The organism is Pedobacter sp. BG31, from assembly GCF_042464845.1.
Classification (GTDB): domain Bacteria; phylum Bacteroidota; class Bacteroidia; order Sphingobacteriales; family Sphingobacteriaceae; genus Pedobacter; species Pedobacter suwonensis.
Genome location: NZ_JBHNZK010000016.1, coordinates 113,052 through 137,599, shown reverse-complemented (window position 1 = coordinate 137,599; position 24,548 = coordinate 113,052). Strand labels below are relative to the sequence as shown.

Here is a 24,548-nt window from a genome sequence, read left to right as displayed (position 1 = left end):
TTGGTTATTGTTTAACCCTCTTCTGTCTGTTCGCTGCCTTCTGATTTCCCAACGCGCTTGAGTACGATGGTGCCCAATAACCCGGCCACGATAGAGGCAACCAGAATCCCATATTTGGCCTGATCAATAAATAAAGGATTATCGAAAGCCAGTCCACTGATAAAAAGCGACATGGTAAAACCTATCCCAGCCAATAATGCAACCCCGGCAATATGTTTCCAGTTGGCGCCCTCTGGAAGCTTTGATATGCGAAACTTCACCATAATCCAGCAAAATAAGAGAATCCCGGTAAACTTGCCGATAATCAATCCGCCAGCCACACCTACGGATACAGGATTTATGATTGAATCAAAAAAATCAGCCGTGATGACAATGCCGGCATTGGCCAGTGCAAACAGCGGCATAATCCCAAAGGCCACCCATGGGTGTAGTGCATGCTCAATTGTTTGTAAAGGAGTTTCGGCTGCCATGCTGAGGGTTTTTACCTTTTGGATGGTTTTGTTTTGCAAGGGCGTAATTAAGTTCCCCCGCTCAGGTATGTCGGCCTCGAAATCGTATGAAAGTTTTCTGAGGTTACTGGAATAAATTTGTTCGTCAATTCTGGTAACAGCCGGAATAGTAAAGGCAACCAAAACCCCGGCAATGGTAGCATGCACACCAGATAGTAAAAAGCCGATCCACACACAAATGCCCAGCAGAAGGTAAAACATAGCACTTCTTATTCCCACTTTGTTTCCGATCATCAGCAATACCAAAAATCCTCCAGCAACTGCCAATGGCATAAAGTTGATTTCTTTGGTATAGAAAAATGCGATAACCAATACTGCGCCAAGGTCATCGGCAACCGCCAGGGCAGACAGAAAAACCTTTACCGAGACCGGTATATGCCTGCTGGCCATAGAAAGCAGCGCAAGTGCGAAAGCTATATCTGTAGCCATAGGAATTCCCCAGCCATGGGATGCGTTGGTGCCGCGATTAATAAAAAAATAAATAGCTGCAGGAACTAACATTCCGCCCAGCGCTGCGGTCATTGGTAATGAAGCCTTTTGCAGCGAAGAAAGCTCTCCTTCCATGAATTCACGCTTAAGCTCAAGACCGATTACAAAGAAAAATATGGCCATCAAACCATCATTGATCCAAATATGAAGCGGCTGGCTGAGTAAAAACTTATCAAACCCTACAGAAAAATTGATATGCCAGAGATGTTCATAGAAATCGTGAAAAGAAGAATTAGCCCAGGTAATGGCAATAACCACACTGATCAGCAGCACTATTCCACTGGTGTATTCCAAGTGAATAAAGCGGCTCACCGGAGCCATGATTTTTTCTATAGTTGTTTTTTCCATGTCTTTCAAAATCCCAAATATAACTTTTTAATAGAACCCATGGCTGCTATTGTGAAGTTATCATGTTATTTTGCAGAAAACCAGTACCGCGAAAATGATCAGAGCGAACGATAAACTACGGAAAAAACTATCATCTTCCGTTCCGACACAAAAGCAGGCAAGAGTTTTGATGTACTTACGAAAGATTTATCGAACTGTCTTCAGATGTTAAAAATGAAATGTTTCTGGATAATACGCTCAAAGATATAGCTAGACAGCTTTATTAAATATAAATATTACTTATTGATTGATGGAGACTGGCGATAACAAGCGTTTAAGTATCGCGGTTTCCTGGGTTAAATGCTAAACCGCTGAGATAAAAATTAAAATCAACCCCAAAATTCCGCTTGATCCAAAATTTTTTCTTTCGTCCAAAATAGACTATAAACAAAAAACCCCACAACTTTCGTTGTGGGGTTTGCTCCTTCTGCTGGGCTCGAACCAGCGACCCTCTGATTAACAGTCAGATGCTCTAACCGGCTGAGCTAAGAAGGAATCCGGCTGTCCAAAAAACAGAAGATTTTAACTTTTCAGCGAACATCCGCTTGTTCGTTTTGGGAATGCAATATTAGGGCTTTTAAATTATTTATGCAATATTTGCAGTGAAAAAATTTTAAAAAAATTTAATACATATATATGAGCCTGATAATCATAGGTACTGTAGCTTTTGATGCTATTGAAACTCCTTTCGGAAAAACAGATAAAATTGTTGGTGGTGCAGCAACTTACGCAAGTTTGGCCGCTTCTTACTTTTATAATAAAGCAAAAATTGTGGCTGTGGTGGGCGATGACTTTCATCAATCAGACATTGACACCTTCACCAACCACGGTATTGATACTGAAGGGTTACAGATTAAAGCTGGTGAAAAATCATTTTTCTGGTCGGGCAAATACCATAACGATATGAACAGCCGCGATACTTTGATTACGGAATTGAATGTATTGGAAAATTTCGATCCGATTATCCCGGAGAGCTATCAGGACTGCGAATACCTGATGTTGGGCAACCTAACGCCCCAGGTACAGCAAACGGTCATTAAACGTCTTAAAAACCGCCCTAAATTAATCGTAATGGACACCATGAACTTTTGGATGGATATTATGATGGATGATTTATTAGAAACCATTAAAATGGTAGATGTATTAACCATTAACGATGCCGAAGCACGTCAGCTATCAGGAGAATACTCATTGGTGAAAGCTGCGAAGAAAATTCTAACAATGGGTCCAAAATATTTGATCATTAAAAAAGGGGAGCACGGGGCACTGTTGTTCCACGAAGATCAGATTTTCTCGGCTCCAGCCTTACCATTGGCAGAGGTATTCGATCCGACAGGCGCTGGGGATACATTTGCAGGCGGATTTATCGGTTATCTGGCAAAAGTGGGTACTATCAACTTCAATAACATGAAAAATGCAATTATTTATGGCTCTGCCCTGGCTTCCTTTTGTGTAGAAAAATTTGGAACGGAAAAGTTGTTGAATTTAACTGATGAAGAAGTTGCAGCGAGAATTCAGGAATTTGTAAGCTTAAGTTCTTTCACGATAGAAGCGTAATCAGTTAACAGTTTTCAATAGCCAGTTATCAGTTACATCATACAGATAAATTGAGCCGTATATTTTAAGTGTAATGCTTAAATAATGCGGCTTTTTTTTTGGCAAATGGTTATCGAAGCCTGGAGGCTACCAAAATTAATTCGGTTGTACGAGTATGGCTATTGGCACAAATTTTTCAAAAACCGCTTCAGTATGTGGTGCATCTGCAAGTTCATCAGTCAGATCCTGCCCCGCCCAATGCTCATAATGTTTACCATTTTTCCATAATCTGCTATCTGTCATATCATAGATCAGACCTTTATAAGCCACCCAGATTTGGGGCTTATCCTGTCCGTTACGCAACGCAAGCTGTCGTTTGGTATAGCCTGGTAAATCCATTTAAATTAATTTCGGGTTGAAGATAATCAAAAGGTTTTAACCATATAAGAAATATAATGGCTTACAAACTTATATGTTCTTATGCCTGTAGACTAATTAGTTATTATTTTTTAAGCAAAGACAAGCGCAAAGCCTTCATTATAAGTGAATTGTAACCTTTGCCCCAATATTTATAAATCAATCTTCATATTTTAGAGCGCAATACTTGTACAAATCAATAAGTGTGTTCCCGTTTTACACTTATACGCTTCGCTGCCTCGTACCTCGTTGCTGCAGGGTATCGCTTCGACCGGGGCTAGCTGGCCGCGACAGCATTTCATTTTTGGGGTTGCAGAGCGCAGAAACCGCGGTTCCTAAACCCGTATTCTATGGTTTTTGCAAATAAAACACGAAATATTTTAGGCAGCGGTATACAGATCTATCTGATACGGTCTGTCTTTCAATACTGCTGCAAACGCTCTGCTGACAAGTTTATTCCTTAATACGTTTAGAACAGCTGAATGATGCTTTCCTTCTTTTATCTTTCTATCATAATATCTTTTGAACTCATTATCTTTTTTGATCGTATTGAGGGCGCACATAGTAAGTAGCGTTTTTATCCTCTTATTGGCCAGATGGCTAACCTTTGGCTTTCCCTTTAATGTTGTTCCAGAGGTATTTCCGAATGGGGCGATACCACAATAACAGGCAAACTTCCTGGGGTCATCAAATAGCGTGAACCCTTGAGTAAGGACCACGATAAACATCGCTGTTTGAGGACCTATACAATATACAGAGTTGACCAGACCATATTGCTTTTCAAGTTGTTTGTCCGCTTTTACACAGCTTAGGAGTTCCGTTTCAATCATGTCAATTTTTTTGTCGTATTCTGTGATTAGTGACTTTCTAATCCCTAATGTAAAATCGGCTGAATCTACATCGAAGGCCTCCAGCTCTCCACTTGCATTCTTTAATGCGGTCTGTTGCTTCACAAGCTGCTTTCTACAGCTCAATAAATGCTTTAGCTTACTTATCGTTTTGCTCGGAAGTTTGAAAAGAATAGCTTTACGTCTGTGCAAAAAACCATAATTAGCTATTTCAGCAGCATCTGCCTTGTCAGACTTGCCACGTTTTAAGCCAAGAGAACGTTTCAGTCTCAGGGCGTTTTCAACCCACAGGTTCCCGCCTTGTCCATCAAAAAATGTACAGATCGGAAGTGTATAAAGTCCGGTATCCTCTGCGCAAAAAAGCATCTCAGCAATCGAAAGACCGGTAAGATCCTGCATCCAGGCCATCATTTCGGCACAGCCTTCCTCATTATTGCTGAAGGTGCCATGAAACTGCTCATCAGGATCCTCAGCAAGAAAAAAAACGACATCTGTTTTTATTTTTGAAACGTCGATGCCCGCAAATAATCTGTAATTCATAACTTTGAGTTGTTAAGTGGAAAAACAAACCTTCATGTTGAATAAAACTAAATCCCTTAATGGTCATGCCAGACTAAAATTCTATATGGTTCTTGTTCAACAAACGGCAGTGCTCTAATACGGGTTTTAGGTCTTTAACCTAGATCGAGCCAAAGTGCAGCACTGCCGTTAAGGTTTTTATATATTTAAAATTCCGATATTTTTAAGAATAATCAAACCTAAGGGATTGAAGCGAACACGAAGTGCAACGGAGTAAAGCGCAAAGCGGGGCTAAAGATGCCAAGAGCCACTGCACGCACATTTCCTAAAAAAACGGCATTGGCTATTACAATCTTATGAGATCGCTTTTACCGGCCCTGCTTTTAAAAAGCTCATACAGGAAAACATTCATTAACAACAAACTCATTAAATAAAAATGATCTTCGAAAGGTATTGTACCTACCCTAAAACCTATATTTTCTTTATTATTATACATCACCACCGGAATAGCGGTTAAAAAACCATTTACGATATAAAAAGGAATAAGCGAAACCAGGTAAGCCCTGTAGAACCTGTACATAAACCTGAGTTTTACATTCACATATTCTACGTAAGCCAGCACGATTAACAAAAAGCCAAAATTGATCAACGTATACCACCTGTTATAAGCAAAAAACAAAATGGCAACACTAAGTCCCAGAAATAGGTTACTTAAGGCGAGACTATACTTTTGAAGCTTGTTTTTGGGAAAATAGACGTTTAAACATTCGTAAATAAATACGCAGGCATAAGGCACAGTTAAAAAAAATAAAATCTCTTCCAAGGGTAAGCCGAAAAAATTTATCCCTACGATGTAATCCGGATTAAAAGACCAGACATTAAGCCTGGTAAATAAAATGTCCCAAATTAAAAAGATAACTCCTGTAAGGAGTATGGCTGGAAATATAAACTTCCACTTACTAAAAAAATGGACCTTTTTATCAAACGATAAAACCAGCGGAAAAAAAATTACGGCTATATTGATAATTAAATATATATAATTCATTCTAAAGGTATTTGGTTAAGATTTTAACTTCAGCGGCAGTACATTTTTTACTTTCGATCATAAATTTAGCTACGTTTTTAACCAGCTCCGCATCAGCAAGACCAAAATTTCCATTTTGGTAATGTTTAACAATCTCTTTTTTGTCTACAGCTAAATCTTTACTAAAACCAAGAAAGGATGGCGTGTAAAATTCGATTGAAAAACGCATAAAACGGATTTCCATATTTTCTCCATCCATATCAATTGCTTTCTGCATGGTTTTCAGTGATCGGCCGACATATTTAATCTTGTTATATGGATTCCAGGAATGTTTGGCTTTGAGCGCTTCCAAAGTGCCTAAGTAACCCGTAACCAATGCGGTTTTATTGGGCAGTTTATTCAGCCTGTCAAACAGCGAATCAGTAAGTTTAGCATTTTCTACTGCTTTAACCATGTTGGCTTTCAATGTCGCAATTTCCTGTGTAGAGAGTTGTGCGTAAGTAGCGTTGCCTATGGCAAACAGCATGAAAAATAAAATACGTAGTTTAATCATGAGATGGTGGCAAATGTAACAAAAGCTTAGCGTATTTGTTTGCGCTGTTGTAATAAGCTAAGGAAAGGATTTTTAATAAAAATCCCGTCAATGTCATCCTGAGCAAAGCGAAGGATCTTCAACTGATGAAATACTGAACTCCAAATCAATGGATTCAAAACTAACTGATTAAAATTTAATAAATAAAAAAAGATTCTTCATTGCATTCAGAATGACAGACCTCTTATCCATGCTGTCATCCTGAGCAAAGCGATGGATCTTTAACATAAGAAACAATGAACTTCAAGCAACCGCAAACTATACTTATTAAAATACAATCAACAATAAAAGATTCTTCATTGCATTCAGAATGACAATTACCTCTATTCAATAAAAATATTTATTTTTGATAATGGATCATAATTACTTCATTTACATCCTGACAAACAAAAATAAAACTGTAGTTTATACTGGGGTAACGAATGACTTAGCAGTAAGACTGAGGCAACACAAAGAGAACGAAGAAAATAAATTTGCTTTTACAAAAAAATACAATTGCTATTATTTAGTTTATTTTGAAAGATTTGAACACATCGAGTATGCTATTGAACGTGAAAAAGAAATAAAGGGCTGGACAAGAGCAAAGAAGAATGCATTAATTGAATTAAAAAACAAAAATTGGGATTTCCTAAACGATTTAATCGTTGAAGAATAGTTAATGGATAATAATACCTTATGTCATCCTGAGGGTTAATTAATTGTTTAAAATCAATATGAGTGACGTATAATTGTCTTCTCTTATCCTACGGCGCAGTCTTGCCTCGGCTCGCCGCCGCCGAAGGGCTCTTTCTTTTTGGTGTCAAAAAGAAACAAAAAACACCGGCTGAAAATTTTTCTTTCGAAGCTAGTAGGTTGGCTTGGGCAGTGCAGCCCGAAAAATTTGTTAGGCCGGATTTAGGTAGAACGGGGATACCGTGCTATGGCCTAGCTGGATGGAAATGCAAAAGCAGTTAAAGTGTTGATTATTAATGATTTTCAAAATAACGTCAATGGTAGCACGGCGAAGGATCTTTAAGATAGGAAAACATTCTATCCAAACCACTAATCAATCAAAATACTATCTACAAAAGATTCTTCATTGCATTCAGAATGACAGACCTCTTATCCATGGTGTCATCCTAGCGAAGCGAAGGATCTTTAAACAAAGAAACATTATGATCGAATTAAATTTCCATCAAGATTATTATCAAAGCTAAAGATTCTTCACTGCATTAAGAATGACAGATACAGAATGATAAAAAACCAAAACAAAAAGCAATAAAATTCCTTTATTTACACCATGGAAAAAAGAACCTCGGTTACCATTATCGGTGCCGGTTTTGCAGGCATGGCTGCAGCAGCTTTATTGGGCAAAGATGGCTTTGATGTTACCGTAATCGAAAAAAACGAAATGGCAGGTGGCAGGGCCAGAACCTGGCAAAAAGACGGCTTCCTTTTTGATATGGGGCCTAGCTGGTACTGGATGCCCGATGTATTTGAAAATTATTACAACTTATTTGGTAAAACTACTTCTGATTTTTATGCACTGAAAAGGCTTAGTCCATCTTACCGTATCTATTTTGGTCAAAACGATATTGTTGATGTTCCTGCCACATTAGACGATTTATATGCCTTATTTGAAAAACTTGAGCCGGGCAGTAGCAGCAACCTCAAATATTTTCTTGATCAGGCTAAATATAAATATGATGTAGGCATGAACGAATATGTTTTTAAGCCCTCGCATAGCGTAATGGAATATTTTGATCCCAGGCTAGCCATCAGCGGAATTAAACTACAGCTTTTGGGCAATATGCGCAAACATGTGCATAAACTGTTTAAAAATGAGCGACTGCAGAAACTTCTGGAATTTCCTGTATTATTTTTAGGTGCTACGCCACAAAATACTCCCGCATTATACAGTCTGATGAACTATGCTGATCTTGTTTTAGGTACCTGGTACCCAATGGGCGGCATGCATCAAATTGTAGCTGCCATGCAAAACATTGCGGAGGCACAGGGCGTAAAATTCATGTTCAATACAGAAGTAACCAAAATTGAGGTAAAAAACAATCTGGCAGAGCACGTAATCACAAATCAGGGAAATTTTAAAAGCGACTTTGTAGTCGGTAATGCAGATTATCACCATATCGACCAATATCTCTTTGATCAACCTTACCGTAATTACGACAAAAATTACTGGGATAAACGAACAATGGCGCCGTCTTGTCTTTTATTTTACATAGGTTTAAATAAAAAACTAACCAATGTGTTACACCACAATTTGTTCTTTGATGAGAATTTTGATGAACACGCCAAAGAAATCTACAGCGACCCACAATGGCCATCAAAGCCCCTGTTTTATGCCTGCTGTCCTTCAATAACTGATAAAAGCGTAGCACCGGAAGGTTGTGAAAATCTTTTCTTTTTAATTCCGCTTGCACCGGATCTGGAAGATAGCGAAAGCAAAAGAGAAGAATATTTCAATGTATTGATGGATCGCTTTAAAAAAATGACCGGAAACGATATAAGCGAAAGCATTTTATTTAAACGCAGTTATGCCATGAAAGATTTTGTAGAAGATTATCATGCCTTTAAAGGGAATGCATACGGATTAGCAAACACTTTGAAACAGACCGCTTTTCTAAAACCCAAAATGAAAAGTAAAGTAACAAATTTTTTATATACCGGCCAGTTAACTGTTCCGGGGCCTGGGGTGCCGCCTGCCATCATTTCTGGACAAGTGGTCGCAAAAGAAATAAAAAAAAAGTTAAAAAAAGCTTGACAAATTTAAAATTTCCCTTATCTTTATAACCACAAAACAAAAACACTGCAATAATCCTGCAAAACACATAATTGTTTGAGGTTTGCATTTGTTTCGAAATAAGAGAGAAGGCGAATTGTTGAAAGAAAACATAAGAATCAACTAACCAAATATATGATAAGCAAAAAGGCCTGGATTTTCCGGGCCTTTTGCTTTTTAATGCATTTTTACAAATGCGATCGTCTTGGATCCTTGATCAAGTAAAAATTTGGATCAGAACCAAAACCTGTGGACCAAGCAAAACATTTGGTTTGCCTTAACAAAAAAAAAAGGAATCAAGCGGAATTATCGATGGGCATTTCCTTGCAATTTGTCAGACTGAGAAATGCTGTTTAATCTAAATATTGAACGTAGTCTTGACGTTAAGTCGCAGAGATCTTGAAACAAGCTTTACACATCGAATTTAAAATATCTCGTTAACATTCTCGAAATGGCGATACTTTAAAACTATCCATCCCCCTTGGATAACAAACCACTTAAAAAGTTGACCCTAACAAAAAAGGCCCAGATTAATCTGAGCCTTTAATTCCATAATAGATGTATCTTAAGCTAATTCTGCTGTGGCAATTTCTTTTGAATATGTTTTAAGGTATTTTTTCAAAATCCCCCTTGCCACATGGATGCGTGTTTTAACAGTTCCAATTGGAATCTCTAACATATCAGCAATTTCATGATATTTATAGCCTTCAAAGTAGCGGATAAAAGGCACATAATATTCTTCAGGTAATTGTGCTAATGCTTTATCAATATCGCCTAACACAAATTTACTCTCTGCACTATTTTTGGTTGCACTATATGATAGATTTGCAGAAGAAATATCCTCGCTCTGTGTAATTAAAGTATTCGTTTTAACCAATCGACGATAATTGTTAATGAACGTATTTTTCATGATGGTAAATAGCCATCCTTTTAAATTAGTCCCTTCTTTAAACTTATTATAATAAGTAATCGCTTTAAGCATCGTATCCTGAACCAAATCATTTGCGTCTTCTGCGTCTTTTGTAAAATTTAAAGCATAAGATCTAAGTGATACCGAGTGATGATTAACTAGATGGTTGAATTCAAATTTTGTCATGATATTTAGCTTTAGGAGATTAAAAACAAATCAATTATTGTTCATTCTCTTAAACTCAAACAAACTTAATACCAAAATTTTCAGGAAAGCTACCTACAATGCCTAACTACCTAACAATCAATGTTCGTCACAGAATATTTACTTCTCTTTCCAAAGTGACTCCAAAAGTAGACTTTACACTGTCTATTATTTGTTCAGAAAAATGATACACTTCCGCTCCTGTTGCCTGACCATGATTAACCAAAACCAACGCCTGGTTTTTCCAGGTACCGGTTTGTCCAACCACTTTACCTTTCCAGCCGCATTGCTCAATTAACCAGCCCGCTGCCAGTTTAATTTTGCCATCAGCCGTAGGGTAATGCACCACATCGGGGTGTTTTGCCACGATATATGCAAATTCATGTTTTTCGATCACCGGGTTTTTGAAGAAACTACCGGCATTTCCGATAGTAGATGGATCGGGCAGTTTGCTCACCCGTATATGAGATACAGCAGCGGAAACATCTGAAATGGTGGGTTGCACTATGCCCCTGTTTTGCAATTCAGTTTCAATAGCACCATAAGAAGTATTTATTTTTGGCACAGCCGATAGCCGGAAAGTAACAGAAGTGATAATATACTGCCCCTTTAATACGCCTTTGAAAACACTTTCGCGGTAGCCAAAATAACAATCATGATAAGCAAAGGTTTTAATTTCGCCAGTTTTGATTTCAAATGCCGTACAGCTTTCGAAAACGTCTTTCAACTCTACCCCATACGCACCAATATTCTGTATTGGTGATGCACCCACCGTTCCCGGAATCAGGCTTAAATTTTCTACACCAGCAAAACGATGCTCAACACAGTAGTTTACAAAATCGTTCCAAACCTCGCCTGCGCCAGCAGTTACCATAACCTTATCATCAATAACTTCAGATTGAATGCCTTTGATACTGATTTTAATCACCAAACCATCATAATCATGCGTAAAAAGCACGTTGCTGCCGCCTCCAATAACAAGCAGTTTTTGCGTTTTTACCAGTTCATCCTGAAACAACGACCGCAACTCGTCTTCAGAAAAAATTTCGGCAAAGAACTTTGCCTTAACATCTATACGAAAGGAATTGTATGGTTTTAGTGAAATATTTTCCTGAATGTGAAGCATGATGATTTTGTATGATGTTGCAAAAGTAAAATAAAAAACAGTTAAGGAACGATTTTGGTAATTTCCTTGTCAAAATTAAAGCTTACAGCTTTTTGCTTATTACCCGCTATGGATACACCCGAAAGTTTCCAGCCGATAAATTGTGGTTTGATTTTCTTTAGATCCAATAGGCGGTATCTTTCTTTTGTGAGTTTAGCACTGATCAATCCTACGCTATCTGATTCTGCCTGTCCCAGGTGTTCAATCTGGCTCTCTAACTCGGCCAGCGTAACATCCAATTCATCTCCCTTTTTTAAACTATCAGCATAAGCCTGAGGAGAAATATTATATAAACTATCAAGTTTCGCCTCATCGAAATTCAAATCCTGATTAGTTTTTTCATATTTTGATTCTACGAGCGCGATGGCGCGATCTTTATTAGTTTTCTTGCCACAAGAATACAAGCTTAAAGAAACAATTCCAATCAAAAAGGACAGGTGATAAGATTTCATTTGATATAATTTAGCTTTTTAATACTGCTCTCCGCACAAACAACAAACCAAACGCTTTTCCCTTTTCTTTCCCCCTGTTTTTATGGTGGATTTTATGTGCTTTCCGTACCGCCTGCAAATAAGCATTATTGCTTTTAAAGGTTTTAAAACGCCGGTGTACAAACCAATCGTGTATCACAAAATAAATCAATCCGTACAAAGTAATACCCAGCCCCACAAAAAACCGATAGCCTAAGTTATCCTGATCAACATACATTAAATACAAAGATGTGGCGGCAAACAACACAGCAAACAGATCATTCCATTCGAAAAATGATTTTGATTTCTCGTGGTGACTTCTATGCATAAACCAAAGCGGACCATGAAACAGGTACTTGTGTATAAACCATGAAAGACACTCCATCGAAATGATGGTAAAAAGTACGGTGAGGATGTTGATCAAAACTGACAATTTTTCTAAATAATTGGTTTGTAAAGATATATAAACAGCAGAACAATTAAAATTATGTCATAAAATTGTAAGCTTAATTCGGTTTGAAATCAATTTTCATGACAAATCATTTTTTAGCACTATTTTTGACTAAAATATTAAAAAAGTCAGAAAGTAGAAAAGTAAAATGATTGTAGCTGATAAAAAGAGAGAGCAGATTATTGATGGTGCGATAAAACGCTTTATCCATTTTGGTATTGGTAAAACCACCATGAATGATATTGCCGAAGATCTGTCCGTATCAAAACCATCTCTTTATTATTATTTTCCCGATAAAAAACATTTAATTTTAGGAGTAATAGAAAGGGTATTTAACGATTTCTTCGAACTGATCAAAAAGAAACATAATCCTGATTTACCACTACAGGAAATTCTTTTTAACATCGTTGATGTACGAAATACATTTTTCCAGAAGTATTATATGCTCCGCATTACGGAGGGCATCCCGGATTTACTAAATGATGATGTAATTAAAGGCAAGCTGCGTACATTAAAAGAATCTGAAAAGGATTTTTTCGCAGAGATTTTTGGTCAGGCCAAAGCAAAAGGAGAAATTGAACATGAGGACACTGAACATGTTGCCGAATTGTATCTTGAAAGTTTAATGGGCCTTTCCACCATGTGTATTATGGAAACCGGAAAAGATCTTTTTCCTGATAAAAAGTCGTTAAATAGAATGACCTTAAAACAAAAAAACCTGACCACCATATTTGTAAGAGGCTTAAGATGTGCGGATTAAACTTAACATTGGCAGAAACAAATAGCCTCAACTTAAAGGCTGAATAAAAGAGAAGAACCCAAAAACAAAAAAAACAATAGATTATGCTTAGAATCAATGCGGTAAGATTAATGCTCATTGTTATTATCGGCTCGGTTTTACCGCAGCTGGCAATTGCACAGCAGCAAATTACCTTAAAAGATGCGCTTACCTTTGCGCTCCAAAACAATACTAAAGTGCGCAATGCCAGGTTAGATATTGAAGGTGGAAAATATAAGGTGCAGGAAGTTAGGGCACAGGCTCTACCACAAATTACCGGAAATGTGGGTTTAACTTACAATCCAATTATCGGTCAGCTGGTTGCAAATATTGGCGGCGCAACACAATCGTTTAAATTAGGCCAGAACTGGAATTCAACCGCAGGCGTTCAGCTTTCACAGCAATTGTTTAACCAACAGGTTTTTACCGGCCTGCAGGCTGCACGATCAAGTGAAGAATATTACGCGCTTACCTCGCAATTAACTGAAGAACAAATTATCGAACTGGTAGCCAACAATTACTATCAGGTTTTAGTAAACAGGCAACAGCTTAACGTCATCGACACCAACATTAAAAATGTTAAGATAGTTGAAAAAATTGTGGGCACGCAGTATAAAAATGGTCTGGCCAGAAAGATTGATGTAGACCGGATCAGCGTAAACTTAACCAACCTGAATACACAACGCGAGCAAGTCGTTAATGCGATTACCCAATTGGAAAACCAGTTAAAATTTTCGATGGGAATGGCGGTTGCAACTCCAATCAGCCTACCCCCTACCGAATTAACAGAAGTAACTACATTACCTATGTTTACAGATTCTATCGATCTGGCCAACAGAACTGAAGTCAAGCTTTTAAATAACCAGGACAAACTGCTATCCTTACAACGGAAAGCCTATGTGGCCGAATATTATCCCAGCCTATCTTTAACTGGAAATTATACTTATTCGAGCCAGAGCAATAGTTTCGATTTCCTTAACTCCAACGCTTCGGCCATCGGTTTTGGTTCATCGGCAATTGGTTTAACCCTGAGGGTGCCGATTTTTAACGGTTTCTTAACCCGCTCTAAAATCCGCCAGGCAGATGTGGATATCAAAAAAGCCAGGGAAAGCAGAAGAGAAACCAATAACGCCTTAAATCTGGCTTACGAAAATGCAAAAATACAGTTGCGCAATAACTTAAATACCATTAAATCGCAACGTAAAAATGCCGACTTAGCTCAAGAGATTTATAGAAGTACCCAAAATAACTATAATAACGGCTTAGCTTCACTAACCGATCTTTTGGATACCGAAAATGCACTTACTTCGGCACAAAACAGTTATACACAGGCTTTATTAAATTATAAGATAGCCGAAATACAATTAATCAAATCAAACGGAAACATTAAATCGCTAGTACAATAGAAATGAAAAGAGTAATTACCATAATCATCGTAGTTGTTGTTGCCCTCGGTGCAATAGCTTATGTTTTAAGCAACAATAAAAAGAAGAACGAAGAAAAAACTGCTTTCATTGCTAAAGGTGGTGGCGCTGTTGCCGTTCGGGTTGCTCAAGTAGAGAAAAAAGCTGTAGATTTAGATTTCAGCGCAAACGGAAATTTTATTCCTAAACAGGAACTTAACTTCTTATCAGAAAATGCGGGCCGGGTTAAAGCTATTTATGTAGATGAAGGCGACAGGGTAAGCAAAGGACAGGTTTTGGCCCGTGTTGATGCAGAAATCATCAACACAGACAGGGAAACTGCTGAAGCCACTTACGAAAATGCAAAAAGAGATGAAGCCAGATATCAAAGCTCATTCCAAACTGGTGGCGTTACCCAACAACAGTTAGATCAGGCTAAACTGGCCACGAAAAATGCAAAATTACGCTTACAGGCCTCGCAAAGAAGGTTAAGCGATGCGAATATTAAATCGCCGATTAACGGTATTGTAAACAAAAGGTACATTGAAGTTGGTGCGTTTGTAACAGCTCAAGGCACACAGTTATTCGAACTGGTGGATGTTTCTAAGTTAAAACTGAAAGTTAATGTGAACGAATCGCAGGTGGCCAACCTTAAAATAGGTGATAAGATCGAGATCAAATCTTCCGTTTTCCCAACGGATAGTTTCTCCGGAAAAGTAACCTTTATCGCTGCTAAGGCCGATGCAACGCTGAATTTTCCAGTTGAAATTGAAGTGGAGAACAGCCATAAAAACACTTTAAAAGCTGGTATGTACGGCACTGCAGTATTTAAGTTCCCTAAACAGGCACCAAGCATTCTTATCCCGCGTACATCTTTTGTGGGCAGTGTGAGCAGTAACCAGGTTTTTGTATTGGATAAAGCCAGCAATACAGCTAAAACGCGTAATGTGGTAGCTGGTCGTATTTTGGGGGATAACGTTGAAATTCTGGATGGCCTAAAAGAAGGTGAAACTGTAATTACCAGTGGACAGATTAACTTAACCGAAGGTACTCCAGTTAGTATCGTAAAGTAAGTTAGCGGAATTTTCAGCTTTTAAAAACGCGATATGCCAATCGCACAACGCAACACGAATTAAAATGAAGATAACAGACATATCTATAAAAAGGCCTTCGCTGGTTATTGTGGTATTTACCGCACTTACTTTGCTTGGCTTATTAAGTTACTTTTCGTTGGGTTATGAATTACTTCCAAAATTCTCTAACAACGTAGTATCTATTTCAACCATCTACCCTGGTGCTTCGCCGAATGAGGTTGAAAATACCGTAACCAAAAAAATTGAGGATGCGGTATCATCGATGGAAAACATCAAAAAAATCAACTCAGTATCGTTTGAGAGTTTATCAACCGTAACCATTACGCTAACAGATGCGGCAAATATCGATATCTCGTTAAATGATGCCCAAAGAAAGGTTAATGCCATCCTTTCTCAATTACCGGAAGATGTAAAAACACCATCATTGAGTAAGTTCTCGCTTGATGATTTACCGGTAATTACCATGACGGCTTCTGCCAATATGGACGACGTAAGTTTTTACGATTTAATTGACAAACGGATTGCTCCGGTAATTTCGAGGGTAAATGGTATTGCACAGGTAAATTTAGTGGGTGGTTCTGAACGTGAAATTCAGGTTTCACTTGATGCCAATAAACTACAGGGCTATGGTCTTGCGGTTCCACAGGTACAACAAATGATCCTTTCTTCAAACCTGGATTTCCCTACAGGAAGTGTTAAAACGCAGAACCAGGACGTATTGATCCGTTTATCGGGTAAATACAGAAGTATTGATGAATTGAGAAACCTGGTATTAACCACAGGCAAAGATGGTGCACAGATCCGCTTAGGTGACGTGGCAGACGTTCAGGATTCGCAGAAAGAAACAGAGAAACTGGCACGTATTGACCGCAAAGCATCTATCGCTATCCAGATCATTAAACAAAGTGATGCGAATGCTGTGGAGGTAAGTAAAGGTGTACACGCCATTATTGCCAAACTTAAAGCAGAATATGCAGCCAATAAATTAGACATGAGGATTGTAAACGATAGTTCAATCTTTACTTTAGAGTCTGCTGATGCGGTAATCCACGATTTAATCTTAGCGGTTATCCTGGTAGCCTTCGTGATGCTTTTCTTCCTGCACAGTTTACGTAATGCGTTAATTGTAATGGTATCCATTCCGGTTTCGCTGATCGCTACCTTTATCGGTATCAGCTTATTTGGCTTTACCTTAAACTTAATGTCACTGCTCGGACTATCACTCGTGGTAGGTATCCTGGTGGATGATGCGATTGTGGTATTGGAGAATATCCAGCGACACATGGAGATGGGCAAAAACAAAGTAAGGGCAGCCTCTGATGCAACAAGAGAGATCGGTTTTACGGTTGTATCCATTACTTTCGTAATTGTGGTGGTGTTCTTCCCGATCGCAGTAAGTACCGGTTTAGTATCTAATATTTTACGCCAGTTCTGTATCGTGGTAATTATTGCAACATTACTATCATTGTTAGCTTCATTTACCATTGTACCGCTTATCTTCTCCCGTTTCGGTAAGTTAGAACACATTGAAGGCAAAAATATATTTGGCCGTTTTATTCTCTGGTTCGAAAAACAATTGAAGAAATTTACACTTTGGATCACCAGCATTTTAACATGGTCTTTAAATCATAAAGCATTAACTTTAGTTGCCGTGGTGGTGATGTTCTTAAGTTCATGTGGGTTATTAGCAGGCGGTTTTATAGGGTCAGAATTCTTCCCTAAATCAGATAAAGGTGAATTCCTGGTGCAATTGGAATTGCCAAAAGATGCTTCTTTAGAGCAAACCAACTTCCTTACTCAAAAAGCAGAAGCATTCTTAGATAAACAACCTGAAATTACGCAGCTGATTACTACTGTGGGACAATCGACCGGAGATTTCGGTGGTACACAAGCTACAGCATATAAATCGGAAATTAACGTAAAACTGGTTGAACGCGATCAGCGTAAAGGTGTTTCTTCAGATATTTTCGCTACAAAAATGAGCCGTGCACTGGCCAAAGAACTGGTAGGCGCAAAAGTAAAAACTGTGCCGATCAGTATTTTGGGTATCGCAGAAAACGCGCCCATCCAGTTGGTGGTAATGGGTTCTGATTTAGACAGCGCCTTGAAATATGCTGAAGGGGCACAAAAGGTTCTTGCCTCTATTCCTGGTGCTACTGAGATTAAATTATCGGTAGAAAAAGGAACACCAGAAATTAACGTTCAGGTTGACCGCGATAAAATGTCGGCTGTGGGCTTGACCTTGCAAACCGTAGGATCAACTATGCAGACTGCTTTCGCCGGTAACACCGATGGTAAATACCGTAAAGGAGAGTACGAATACGACATTAACATCCAGTATCAGAACTTTAACCGCCAGAACATTGACGATGTACGTAACCTTATTTTTGTAAATAATGAGGGTAAACAGATTAAGTTATCACAGTTTGCAACCATTACAGAAGGTTCGGGTCCAAGTCAGCTGGAGCGTTTGAATAAATCGACTTCAGTATCGGTTAAAGCACAATCGATTGGCAGACCAACAGGTACCGTAGTTGCAGAGTTTCAGGCTAAACTGGAAGAGTTGCAGGAAAATGGCACGCTTAAGGCACCGGTTGGTGTAAGTTATAGCTGGGCAGGAGATCAGGAAAACCAGAGCGAAGGTTTTGGAACTTTGGGTATTGCTTTATTGGCTTCAATCATTTTGGTTTACCTGATTATGGTTGCACTTTATGATAGTTTTATCTATCCCCTGGTAGTAATGTTTTCACTTCCTTTAGCGGTAATCGGAGCATTATTAGCGCTGGCCTTAACCAATAACTCAATCGGTATCTTCACCATTTTAGGATTAATTATGTTGATGGGTCTGGTTGCAAAAAATGCGATTATCCTGGTCGATTTCACCAACCACTTAAAAGCTGAAGGTAAAGAAACCAAAGAAGCGCTTGTATTGGCCAACCATGCACGTTTACGACCAATCTTAATGACAACCATCGCCATGGTATTCGGTATGCTTCCAATTGCATTGGCCAGCGGCGCGGGTGCTGAGTGGAAAAATGGTCTGGCATGGGTAATTGTTGGTGGATTAACCAGCTCATTGTTCCTGACCTTAATCGTGGTACCAGTAGTATACTTAATATTCGACAGGATGTTAGAGCGCTTTGGCTTCAACAAAAAAGGAAAAACCATCGATGAATTAATGGTTGAACCGTATGACCATAAAGATGTAAATGAATACGATCTAGATCACGGACATTAATTATACCTCCAAATTAACAATCAATTAGCCCCGACCCCAAATCGGGGCTTTTTTATGGTTTCAAAAACCCATGAACTGTATTTCATAAGTACACGAATGCCTTCCTGTAGTTCCTTTTTTTCGAAACGGTGTTTTTAAGTCATTCTACAATACTGCGGCCAAACAAATGTTAATCAACATTGTATATTATTGATTATGTTCAAAATCATTTTTAGCCTGTTGCTCATCTGTTCTACACTCCTCGTAAAAGCTCAACATCCGCCTGTTTTTGCAGCAATGCGTACCGATTCAAACTTTGTCAAGCTGTACGATCTGGATATCACATTGGTAAAATATAGCTATAAACCCAACGGCGTAAAGTTTCTAGTGGTACATGATAATGAAGACACCGGGGTAAAGGCTGGTTTTGATTATATCCGCTGGTATGGGGGCGAACTTATAGACAGCCAGTACGGAGCGGTGAGGGATTATTATTTCAAGTATATGGACGACCAGTACCGCATAGACCCCAATGCCATATATACTGAAGTGGGGGTGAATACCCGGTTAAAGAAAAACCAGTTTAGCACTAACGAAGTTGAAAAAGCTATACTAAGAACAGGTAAACAGATTGTAGATTTTTATGATCCAAAAACTACGGGTTATTTTTTAACCCTTCACAACAATGCTGATGGTGGTTTTGGCATCTCTTCTTATTTACCAGGTTACGATTTATCCAGTACTGCAGATTCTGTTTACATCAACTTCCAAATGGATGGCGACGATCTGATTTATGTAACCGAGCCGAGGTTGTTCAGCAGTTTAAAAAAGGCCAATGTGAATGTTATCCTTCAATCTAAATTCGCAACCAACGATGGTTCCCTTTCGGTTTATGCCATGCAAAATAATATCCCCTATATCAATGTGGAAGTACAGCATGGACACCTGGAAGAAAACTTCAGGTTAATTGAGCTTGCGGTAGCAGCCTTAAAAGAACACGGATTGATAAAGAAAGAGTAGCATAGCAGATTCAACAGAAACTTACTGTAGTCATCGTCACGCTTGTACCGAGCCTTAGCGAGTTCACCGAAGTTAATTAATTTAAGGGTCTTTCTTGCTAAAAAGATGCTGACTACGAAGGAACTGAAAGCCATTAAAATATTTTTTATACTTACAAAAAAAGTCCAGCATTACGAACTGGTCAGGATGGGTCGTTTACCAAACAGTATTTTAATTAAATATTTATCCAGTCCAAGTAAAAAGGTGTTTCGACAAAAATTAGTTCATTTTACCATATAAGATCTTTTAGTAAATATAAGTTTATGTGCATCTTAAATTTCTCATATGGTTGAACACGGGGAAATGAGCATTCAACAGTTCGTAGTCCCACTCATTACAAGTCCTTGCTATGCCCCGGACTTTTCATTTTAATCGGGTCTACGAACAAAGGCCTGTGCACCCTGCAACCCAAAAAATGAAACACTGTTTAGGCCAATTAGTTCCGGTTGGAGCCTCAAAGAAACATAGATTCGTCAGGAAAGAAGTAGGTGATAGTTTATAACTATTATCTAAAATTTCACTAAATTTGGATATGAGCATACTCGTAAATACAAAAAGTGAACAGGAAGAAAAAGTGCTAATTGCTTTTTTAGATAGTTTAGATTATAAATATCAATCAGATATTAGCGATGAGCCAGTTGAGATTTCAACGGTATTTCTAGATCAGTACGATCAGGAACTGGATCAAGCGGATAAAGAAATTGAATCGGGAAATTTTATTTCTCACGGAGATGTAGAACAGCTTTTCCAAAAAAGACGTAAGGCTATTTAATGTAATAGTGGAAAAAACTTGCCAGTCCAAATAGTAACGTCGCTTAAATGAATGAAAATCAAGTGGAATAAACTTGCGGTGAAACAACTGTTGGAAATTATTCAATACCTTGAGGATAATGCTCTGATTGATTATGCTGAAAAAATAGAAGTTAAAATTTTATCAAAAATCAAGTCTCTTCCAAATCATTTAAACACATTTCAAATAGACCGGTTAAAAAAGAATAACGATGGCAGTTTCTTTGCTTTTGAAATTGACAGATATAGGATATCATTTAGAAAAACCGACAAAGAAATTAGAATTCTTAGGATTAGACATTCCAGCAGGCGGCCTTTTACCCGTTAAATCGCTGATTAATAGACCCATTAATTTATCTCTCTAATTTTCGTTACCAAAAAGATAATCTGCGAAATATTACCCTATAGGTTAGTGTCTCACCGATCGAAATAAGTTAAGATATATTTAGTATCTTAAGAATTGGAAATGAGCATAAACCAGTTCTTGGCAGTTTGTAGTCCTGCTTTCCATTACAATTCCTCGCTACGCTACGGGCTTTTCATTTTAATCGGGCCTACGAACAAAGGCCTGTGCACCCTGCAACCCCAAAATGAAATACTGTTGTGGCCAGTTAGCCCCGATTGAAGCGGTACCCTGCAGCAACGAGGGACGAGGAAGCGAAGCGTACAAGCAAAAAGCGGGAAGAAACGCTATTTTACGCTCAGGCACTGCGCTTAATAATCGATATATTTTTTTATGAAATGGAAAGCCTAATTGATCTCTCTAATCTTCGTTACCAAAAAAATAATCAGTAAACCAAATACAGAAATAATTCCGAAAGAATAGCGTAAGCTGGACAGCTGCGAAATATAACCTATTAACGGAGGACCAAACAAAAAAGCAAAATAACCGATACTAGAAACCATGGTGATGGCTTTTCCGGCCGGTACTTTTTTATTATTTCCAGCTATGCTATACACCATGGGTACAATACTTGAAACTCCCAGACCAATGAGCATAAAACCGAAAATGGCAGTAATTAAATAAGGAAATATGACGGCAAGTGCCATACCTAGTGATATAATGGCGCCGCTGATTTGCAAGAGATTTTTCCGCCCGAATTTACCGATTAAATATACGCCCATAAACCTTCCGCTGGCCATCATAAACATGAACGATGCATAACCGATAATAGCTTTATTATGAGGTAATTTCACCACATCCTCAAAATAAATAGCGCTCCAATCGAACATAGTACCCTCGGTGGCCATGCTGCAAAACGCAATAACACCCAACAACACCAAAATACCTTGAGGCATGGTAAAAAACTTCGTTTTTTCCACTACGGTATCGGGCTTATTATAATTGAGTAGTTTTTTAGCGTTAACTAATACATTGGTTAAAGATATTAAGGCAATCATCCAAAAATGGGTGTACATACCCAATTTTAAGTTCACTAATCCAAGCGCAATTAATGCACCGGTTAAATTCCCGATACTCCAGGCACCATGGAATGAACTCATAATAGGCTTTCCATAATAGTTTTCGCCAGCAACACCCTGAGTATTTAAGGCGATATTACACAGATTACCTGTAATGCCAAATAAAACCAAAAAAGCCGCTAATTGCCAACCCGTAGTGGCCAAGGCTAAAAAAGTTAAGGCAATGGCATAAAGCGGTGCTGTTGCCCTTAACATTTTCTTACTGCCAAAATGCGTGGTCAGTTTTGCAGAAAAAAACATGGTGATAATCTGTCCGGCAGGTAATGCAAAAAGTATAGAGCCCAATTCTGCATCGTTTAAACCCATGGAGGATTTAAAAGTTGGAATTCTGCTGGCCCAACTGGCAAAACAAACCCCTTGCATAAAGTAAAAGGCAGATATGGCTAAACGTACTTGCTTTGGAGAGCTTTGCTTTAATGCAGGTTTATCATTTTGTTTAATTAAAATTTCCTGTTCTTGCGTGCGCTCTTCCAATGTAATGTCCTAAAAATTATAAAACAACAAAGTTCTTTAAATCTATTGGAAATAACGACATGTTTTTAACATTTTATCAAAAAATTTTGCTGTTTATCAGGTTAGAATATTAAATTTTCCATTTTTCCGTTTCATAAGCGCTGTCCCAGAACATCCATTCTAAACGGGTTGCCATTTCAAAAGCATCCAGCATGTTCTGCCGAGTTGCAGCATTCGCTTGTACGGCCAGTTCATCTGTAATATCAATTGCCTTTTCTACTGCAGCAGCAAATTCTACGCCCGCATACATATCGATCCACCTTTTGTAAGGATTTTCTTCTCCTTTTTGTTGGGCGAAAATGTGATCTCCTACTGCCTTATAAATCCAAAAACATGGCAAAACAGCTGCTACGGCTATTTCTACATTGGCATAGGCCGCCTGGCTAAGGATATAACTGGTATATAAAAGCGTAGATGGCGTGGGCTTAACTTCGCTGGGTAAACCAAATTCTACAAAATAACTTTCATGCAAACTGCGCTCGGCAAATATAGCGCCTGTAGAAAAACCGGCAAAAGCCATCACTAAATCTGCATTTTGCATTCGTCCGCTAATCGCGCTTAACGTCCGCCCGAATGCTAAAAGGTAATAGGCATCCTGTGCTAAATAGAAAATAAATTTTTCTTTTGGTAAGGTGCCATTGCTTAGCTCTGTATTAAAGGGCATCGCTAAAATTTTGTTATAGATGGGTTCAACCTTTTCCCATGCCTGTTCGCTCCACTTCATTGGATAATCAATTTTAAAGGTTCAAAAAAGTGGTTTAAAGGTCCGTTACCTTCTCCTGTTTTTACTTCACTACCAGCTTGTAAAGCATGCCTGATGTAAGTTTTTGCAGTTTTAATGGCATCAAGCATCATTCTGCCTTTAGCCATTTCGGCGGCTATAGCTGATGAAAGTGTACAACCGGTTCCATGCAGATTTTTAGAGGCAATAAAAGCACTTTTGAGTATAACGGGTGCATTGCTTGCACTAATAAAAACATCGTAAATTACCGGGCCTATTAAATGCCCGCCTTTAATTAAAACGGCTTTTGCACCTTTTTCGATAATTTTCCTGCCCGCGGCAACCATATCATCAAGATCATGAATGGCCTGATCGGCGAGAATAACGGCTTCATCAATATTGGGGGTAACCAGGCTTACCAATGGGAACAATTTGCCTATCAGCTGCTCAACAGTATCAGGTGCGATCAATTTATGGCCACTGGTAGCTACCATTACCGGATCTAAAATAACAGGTACATCCGCAGCGTAATTTTTAAGCTCTGTTTCAATTACATCAACTACTTCTGCCCGGTTGATCATGCCAATTTTAATAGCCACGGGTTTGATATCATCCAGTACTGCCTGTAACTGATCTTTAATTATCGTGGCGGGAATACCGTGAACGGAACGCACTCCTAATGTATTCTGCGCGGTGACGGCAGTAATTACAGAAGTGGCAAAACAACCCAGGGCCGAAAAGGTCTTCAAATCTGCCTGAATGCCTGCACCACCGCCGCTATCTGAGCCAGCTATTGTTAACACCTGAATATAGTTCATTGCTTAAGACTTCATTTTGTTGTACAACTTCAGGAGTCTTCAAATGCCGAAGGCATTTTTATGCAAATATTGCAGACAAACTAATTTCCTACGCCAGCATGATCCGGATCAGGTCCATTTATAAGGCGTAGGGTTTGAGGTGTAGGGCATGGGGTCTTAACCTTCCGCCTTTTACCTTCTACCTTCAACCTATAAAAAGGGTATATTCTCAGCCAACTTATTTGAAGGCACCCCTAAAGTTTTTTTGTGATGCAATATAGGCTTTAAATTTTTATTTCACGATTCTGAATAAAGAGTTGTCAACTTTAATACTATACTTGCTATTAAAATTGACAACGCTGAAATCAACAAAAAAATCCCGATATCAATACCGG

The 24,548-nt window shown here is 38.5% G+C and carries 22 protein-coding genes and 1 tRNA gene; 10 read left to right on the top strand and 13 right to left on the bottom strand.

What is annotated here, in order from left to right; all coding sequences use genetic code 11:
• Positions 1–11: 11 nt before the first annotated feature.
• Both nhaA and ACFE6N_RS18150 read right to left on the bottom strand, forming a co-directional pair.
• Positions 12–1,346 carry a Na+/H+ antiporter NhaA gene (gene nhaA / locus ACFE6N_RS18155; RefSeq protein ID WP_378938739.1) on the bottom strand — a complete coding sequence of 445 codons (1,335 nt, stop codon included), beginning with the start codon at positions 1,344–1,346 and terminating at the stop codon, positions 12–14.
• Positions 1,347–1,806: 460 nt separating this feature from the next.
• Positions 1,807–1,880, bottom strand: a tRNA-Asn gene (locus ACFE6N_RS18150).
• A gap of 141 nt (positions 1,881–2,021) precedes the next feature.
• Between ACFE6N_RS18150 and ACFE6N_RS18145 the strand changes: the two genes are divergently transcribed.
• Complete coding sequence (locus ACFE6N_RS18145) at positions 2,022–2,942, top strand: PfkB family carbohydrate kinase (protein ID WP_090983103.1); 921 nt, start codon at positions 2,022–2,024, stop codon at positions 2,940–2,942.
• Positions 2,943–3,077: 135 nt separating this feature from the next.
• Here ACFE6N_RS18145 and ACFE6N_RS18140 read toward each other — a convergent pair whose 3' ends face one another.
• The 4 genes from ACFE6N_RS18140 to ACFE6N_RS18125 all read right to left on the bottom strand — a co-directional run bounded on the left by ACFE6N_RS18140 (position 3,078) and on the right by ACFE6N_RS18125 (position 6,282).
• Positions 3,078–3,320 (bottom strand): cytochrome b5 domain-containing protein, encoded by a 243-nt coding sequence (locus ACFE6N_RS18140; protein ID WP_378938737.1) that lies wholly within the window; start codon positions 3,318–3,320, stop codon positions 3,078–3,080.
• Positions 3,321–3,718: 398 nt separating this feature from the next.
• Positions 3,719–4,726 carry an IS110 family transposase gene (locus tag ACFE6N_RS18135; protein WP_378938735.1) on the bottom strand — a complete coding sequence of 336 codons (1,008 nt, stop codon included), beginning with the start codon at positions 4,724–4,726 and terminating at the stop codon, positions 3,719–3,721.
• Between the two features lie 325 nt (positions 4,727–5,051).
• Positions 5,052–5,750 carry a lycopene cyclase domain-containing protein gene (locus tag ACFE6N_RS18130; protein ID WP_378938733.1) on the bottom strand — a complete coding sequence of 233 codons (699 nt, stop codon included), beginning with the start codon at positions 5,748–5,750 and terminating at the stop codon, positions 5,052–5,054.
• Position 5,751: 1 nt separating this feature from the next.
• On the bottom strand, positions 5,752–6,282 hold the full coding sequence (locus ACFE6N_RS18125; RefSeq protein ID WP_378938731.1) for a hypothetical protein: 531 nt from the start codon (positions 6,280–6,282) through the stop codon (positions 5,752–5,754).
• Positions 6,283–6,673: 391 nt separating this feature from the next.
• Between ACFE6N_RS18125 and ACFE6N_RS18120 the strand changes: the two genes are divergently transcribed.
• Positions 6,674–6,976: a GIY-YIG nuclease family protein gene (locus ACFE6N_RS18120; protein WP_378938729.1), complete on the top strand. Its 303-nt coding sequence runs from the start codon at positions 6,674–6,676 to the stop codon at positions 6,974–6,976.
• Positions 6,977–7,600: 624 nt separating this feature from the next.
• On the top strand, positions 7,601–9,082 hold the full coding sequence (locus tag ACFE6N_RS18115) for a phytoene desaturase family protein (protein WP_378938727.1): 1,482 nt from the start codon (positions 7,601–7,603) through the stop codon (positions 9,080–9,082).
• Positions 9,083–9,665: 583 nt separating this feature from the next.
• On the opposite strand, the gene ACFE6N_RS18110 is transcribed toward ACFE6N_RS18115, so the two are convergent.
• The 4 genes from ACFE6N_RS18110 to ACFE6N_RS18095 form a co-directional block, all read right to left on the bottom strand.
• Entirely contained in the window at positions 9,666–10,196 is a 531-nt protein-coding gene (locus ACFE6N_RS18110; protein WP_378938725.1) for an RNA polymerase sigma factor, read from the bottom strand.
• A 127-nt stretch (positions 10,197–10,323) separates the two neighbouring features.
• Positions 10,324–11,340 carry a UDP-N-acetylmuramate dehydrogenase gene (gene murB, locus ACFE6N_RS18105; protein WP_378938723.1) on the bottom strand — a complete coding sequence of 339 codons (1,017 nt, stop codon included), beginning with the start codon at positions 11,338–11,340 and terminating at the stop codon, positions 10,324–10,326.
• Between the two features lie 41 nt (positions 11,341–11,381).
• The gene (locus tag ACFE6N_RS18100; protein ID WP_378938721.1) at positions 11,382–11,831 is read right to left on the bottom strand and encodes a hypothetical protein; all 450 of its coding nucleotides are present in this window, start codon (positions 11,829–11,831) and stop codon (positions 11,382–11,384) included.
• Positions 11,832–11,841: 10 nt separating this feature from the next.
• A complete protein-coding gene (locus ACFE6N_RS18095; protein ID WP_378938719.1) occupies positions 11,842–12,273 on the bottom strand; it encodes a sterol desaturase family protein in 432 nt (143 codons plus the stop codon).
• Positions 12,274–12,448: 175 nt separating this feature from the next.
• On the opposite strand from ACFE6N_RS18095, the gene ACFE6N_RS18090 reads away from it, so the two are divergent.
• The 7 genes from ACFE6N_RS18090 (at position 12,449) to ACFE6N_RS18060 (ending at position 20,968) form a co-directional block, all read left to right on the top strand.
• Entirely contained in the window at positions 12,449–13,060 is a 612-nt protein-coding gene (locus ACFE6N_RS18090; RefSeq protein ID WP_090983088.1) for a TetR/AcrR family transcriptional regulator, read from the top strand.
• 83 nt (positions 13,061–13,143) lie between these two features.
• Positions 13,144–14,484, top strand: a complete 1,341-nt coding sequence (locus ACFE6N_RS18085; RefSeq protein ID WP_293742929.1) for a TolC family protein — start codon at positions 13,144–13,146, stop codon at positions 14,482–14,484.
• Between the two features lie 2 nt (positions 14,485–14,486).
• Positions 14,487–15,554 carry an efflux RND transporter periplasmic adaptor subunit gene (locus ACFE6N_RS18080; protein WP_378938716.1) on the top strand — a complete coding sequence of 356 codons (1,068 nt, stop codon included), beginning with the start codon at positions 14,487–14,489 and terminating at the stop codon, positions 15,552–15,554.
• Positions 15,555–15,618: 64 nt separating this feature from the next.
• Entirely contained in the window at positions 15,619–18,813 is a 3,195-nt protein-coding gene (locus ACFE6N_RS18075) for an efflux RND transporter permease subunit (protein ID WP_378938713.1), read from the top strand.
• A gap of 195 nt (positions 18,814–19,008) precedes the next feature.
• Positions 19,009–19,812: a hypothetical protein gene (locus tag ACFE6N_RS18070; RefSeq protein ID WP_378938711.1), complete on the top strand. Its 804-nt coding sequence runs from the start codon at positions 19,009–19,011 to the stop codon at positions 19,810–19,812.
• A gap of 571 nt (positions 19,813–20,383) precedes the next feature.
• The gene (locus tag ACFE6N_RS18065) at positions 20,384–20,623 is read left to right on the top strand and encodes a hypothetical protein (protein ID WP_378938709.1); all 240 of its coding nucleotides are present in this window, start codon (positions 20,384–20,386) and stop codon (positions 20,621–20,623) included.
• Positions 20,624–20,674: 51 nt separating this feature from the next.
• On the top strand, positions 20,675–20,968 hold the full coding sequence (locus ACFE6N_RS18060; RefSeq protein ID WP_293742924.1) for a type II toxin-antitoxin system RelE/ParE family toxin: 294 nt from the start codon (positions 20,675–20,677) through the stop codon (positions 20,966–20,968).
• A gap of 422 nt (positions 20,969–21,390) precedes the next feature.
• Here the strand turns inward: ACFE6N_RS18060 and ACFE6N_RS18055 are convergent, their stop codons facing one another.
• The 3 genes from ACFE6N_RS18055 to thiD all read right to left on the bottom strand — a co-directional run bounded on the left by ACFE6N_RS18055 (position 21,391) and on the right by thiD (position 24,174).
• Positions 21,391–22,596, bottom strand: coding sequence for an MFS transporter (locus ACFE6N_RS18055; RefSeq protein WP_378938707.1), 1,206 nt, complete (start codon positions 22,594–22,596; stop codon positions 21,391–21,393).
• Positions 22,597–22,705: 109 nt separating this feature from the next.
• On the bottom strand, positions 22,706–23,359 hold the full coding sequence (locus ACFE6N_RS18050) for a TenA family protein (RefSeq protein ID WP_378938705.1): 654 nt from the start codon (positions 23,357–23,359) through the stop codon (positions 22,706–22,708).
• Positions 23,356–24,174 carry a bifunctional hydroxymethylpyrimidine kinase/phosphomethylpyrimidine kinase gene (gene thiD, locus ACFE6N_RS18045; protein WP_378938703.1) on the bottom strand — a complete coding sequence of 273 codons (819 nt, stop codon included), beginning with the start codon at positions 24,172–24,174 and terminating at the stop codon, positions 23,356–23,358. The genes ACFE6N_RS18050 and thiD overlap by 4 nt, the downstream gene beginning before the upstream one ends.
• Positions 24,175–24,548 lie beyond the last annotated feature (374 nt).

What these genes read in the sequence shown, in the direction of transcription:
- nhaA (WP_378938739.1), bottom strand. Translation starts at nt 1,346, where the DNA reads ATGGAAAAAACAACTATAGAAAAAATCATGGCTCCGGTGAGCCGCTTT.
- ACFE6N_RS18145 (WP_090983103.1), top strand. Translation starts at nt 2,022, where the DNA reads ATGAGCCTGATAATCATAGGTACTGTAGCTTTTGATGCTATTGAAACT.
- ACFE6N_RS18140 (WP_378938737.1), bottom strand. Translation starts at nt 3,320, where the DNA reads ATGGATTTACCAGGCTATACCAAACGACAGCTTGCGTTGCGTAACGGA.
- ACFE6N_RS18135 (WP_378938735.1), bottom strand. Translation starts at nt 4,726, where the DNA reads ATGAATTACAGATTATTTGCGGGCATCGACGTTTCAAAAATAAAAACA.
- ACFE6N_RS18130 (WP_378938733.1), bottom strand. Translation starts at nt 5,750, where the DNA reads ATGAATTATATATATTTAATTATCAATATAGCCGTAATTTTTTTTCCG.
- ACFE6N_RS18125 (WP_378938731.1), bottom strand. Translation starts at nt 6,282, where the DNA reads ATGATTAAACTACGTATTTTATTTTTCATGCTGTTTGCCATAGGCAAC.
- ACFE6N_RS18120 (WP_378938729.1), top strand. Translation starts at nt 6,674, where the DNA reads ATGGATCATAATTACTTCATTTACATCCTGACAAACAAAAATAAAACT.
- ACFE6N_RS18115 (WP_378938727.1), top strand. Translation starts at nt 7,601, where the DNA reads ATGGAAAAAAGAACCTCGGTTACCATTATCGGTGCCGGTTTTGCAGGC.
- ACFE6N_RS18110 (WP_378938725.1), bottom strand. Translation starts at nt 10,196, where the DNA reads ATGACAAAATTTGAATTCAACCATCTAGTTAATCATCACTCGGTATCA.
- murB (WP_378938723.1), bottom strand. Translation starts at nt 11,340, where the DNA reads ATGCTTCACATTCAGGAAAATATTTCACTAAAACCATACAATTCCTTT.
- ACFE6N_RS18100 (WP_378938721.1), bottom strand. Translation starts at nt 11,831, where the DNA reads ATGAAATCTTATCACCTGTCCTTTTTGATTGGAATTGTTTCTTTAAGC.
- ACFE6N_RS18090 (WP_090983088.1), top strand. Translation starts at nt 12,449, where the DNA reads ATGATTGTAGCTGATAAAAAGAGAGAGCAGATTATTGATGGTGCGATA.
- ACFE6N_RS18085 (WP_293742929.1), top strand. Translation starts at nt 13,144, where the DNA reads ATGCTTAGAATCAATGCGGTAAGATTAATGCTCATTGTTATTATCGGC.
- ACFE6N_RS18080 (WP_378938716.1), top strand. Translation starts at nt 14,487, where the DNA reads ATGAAAAGAGTAATTACCATAATCATCGTAGTTGTTGTTGCCCTCGGT.
- ACFE6N_RS18075 (WP_378938713.1), top strand. Translation starts at nt 15,619, where the DNA reads ATGAAGATAACAGACATATCTATAAAAAGGCCTTCGCTGGTTATTGTG.
- ACFE6N_RS18070 (WP_378938711.1), top strand. Translation starts at nt 19,009, where the DNA reads ATGTTCAAAATCATTTTTAGCCTGTTGCTCATCTGTTCTACACTCCTC.
- ACFE6N_RS18065 (WP_378938709.1), top strand. Translation starts at nt 20,384, where the DNA reads ATGAGCATACTCGTAAATACAAAAAGTGAACAGGAAGAAAAAGTGCTA.
- ACFE6N_RS18060 (WP_293742924.1), top strand. Translation starts at nt 20,675, where the DNA reads ATGAAAATCAAGTGGAATAAACTTGCGGTGAAACAACTGTTGGAAATT.
- ACFE6N_RS18050 (WP_378938705.1), bottom strand. Translation starts at nt 23,359, where the DNA reads ATGAAGTGGAGCGAACAGGCATGGGAAAAGGTTGAACCCATCTATAAC.
- thiD (WP_378938703.1), bottom strand. Translation starts at nt 24,174, where the DNA reads ATGAACTATATTCAGGTGTTAACAATAGCTGGCTCAGATAGCGGCGGT.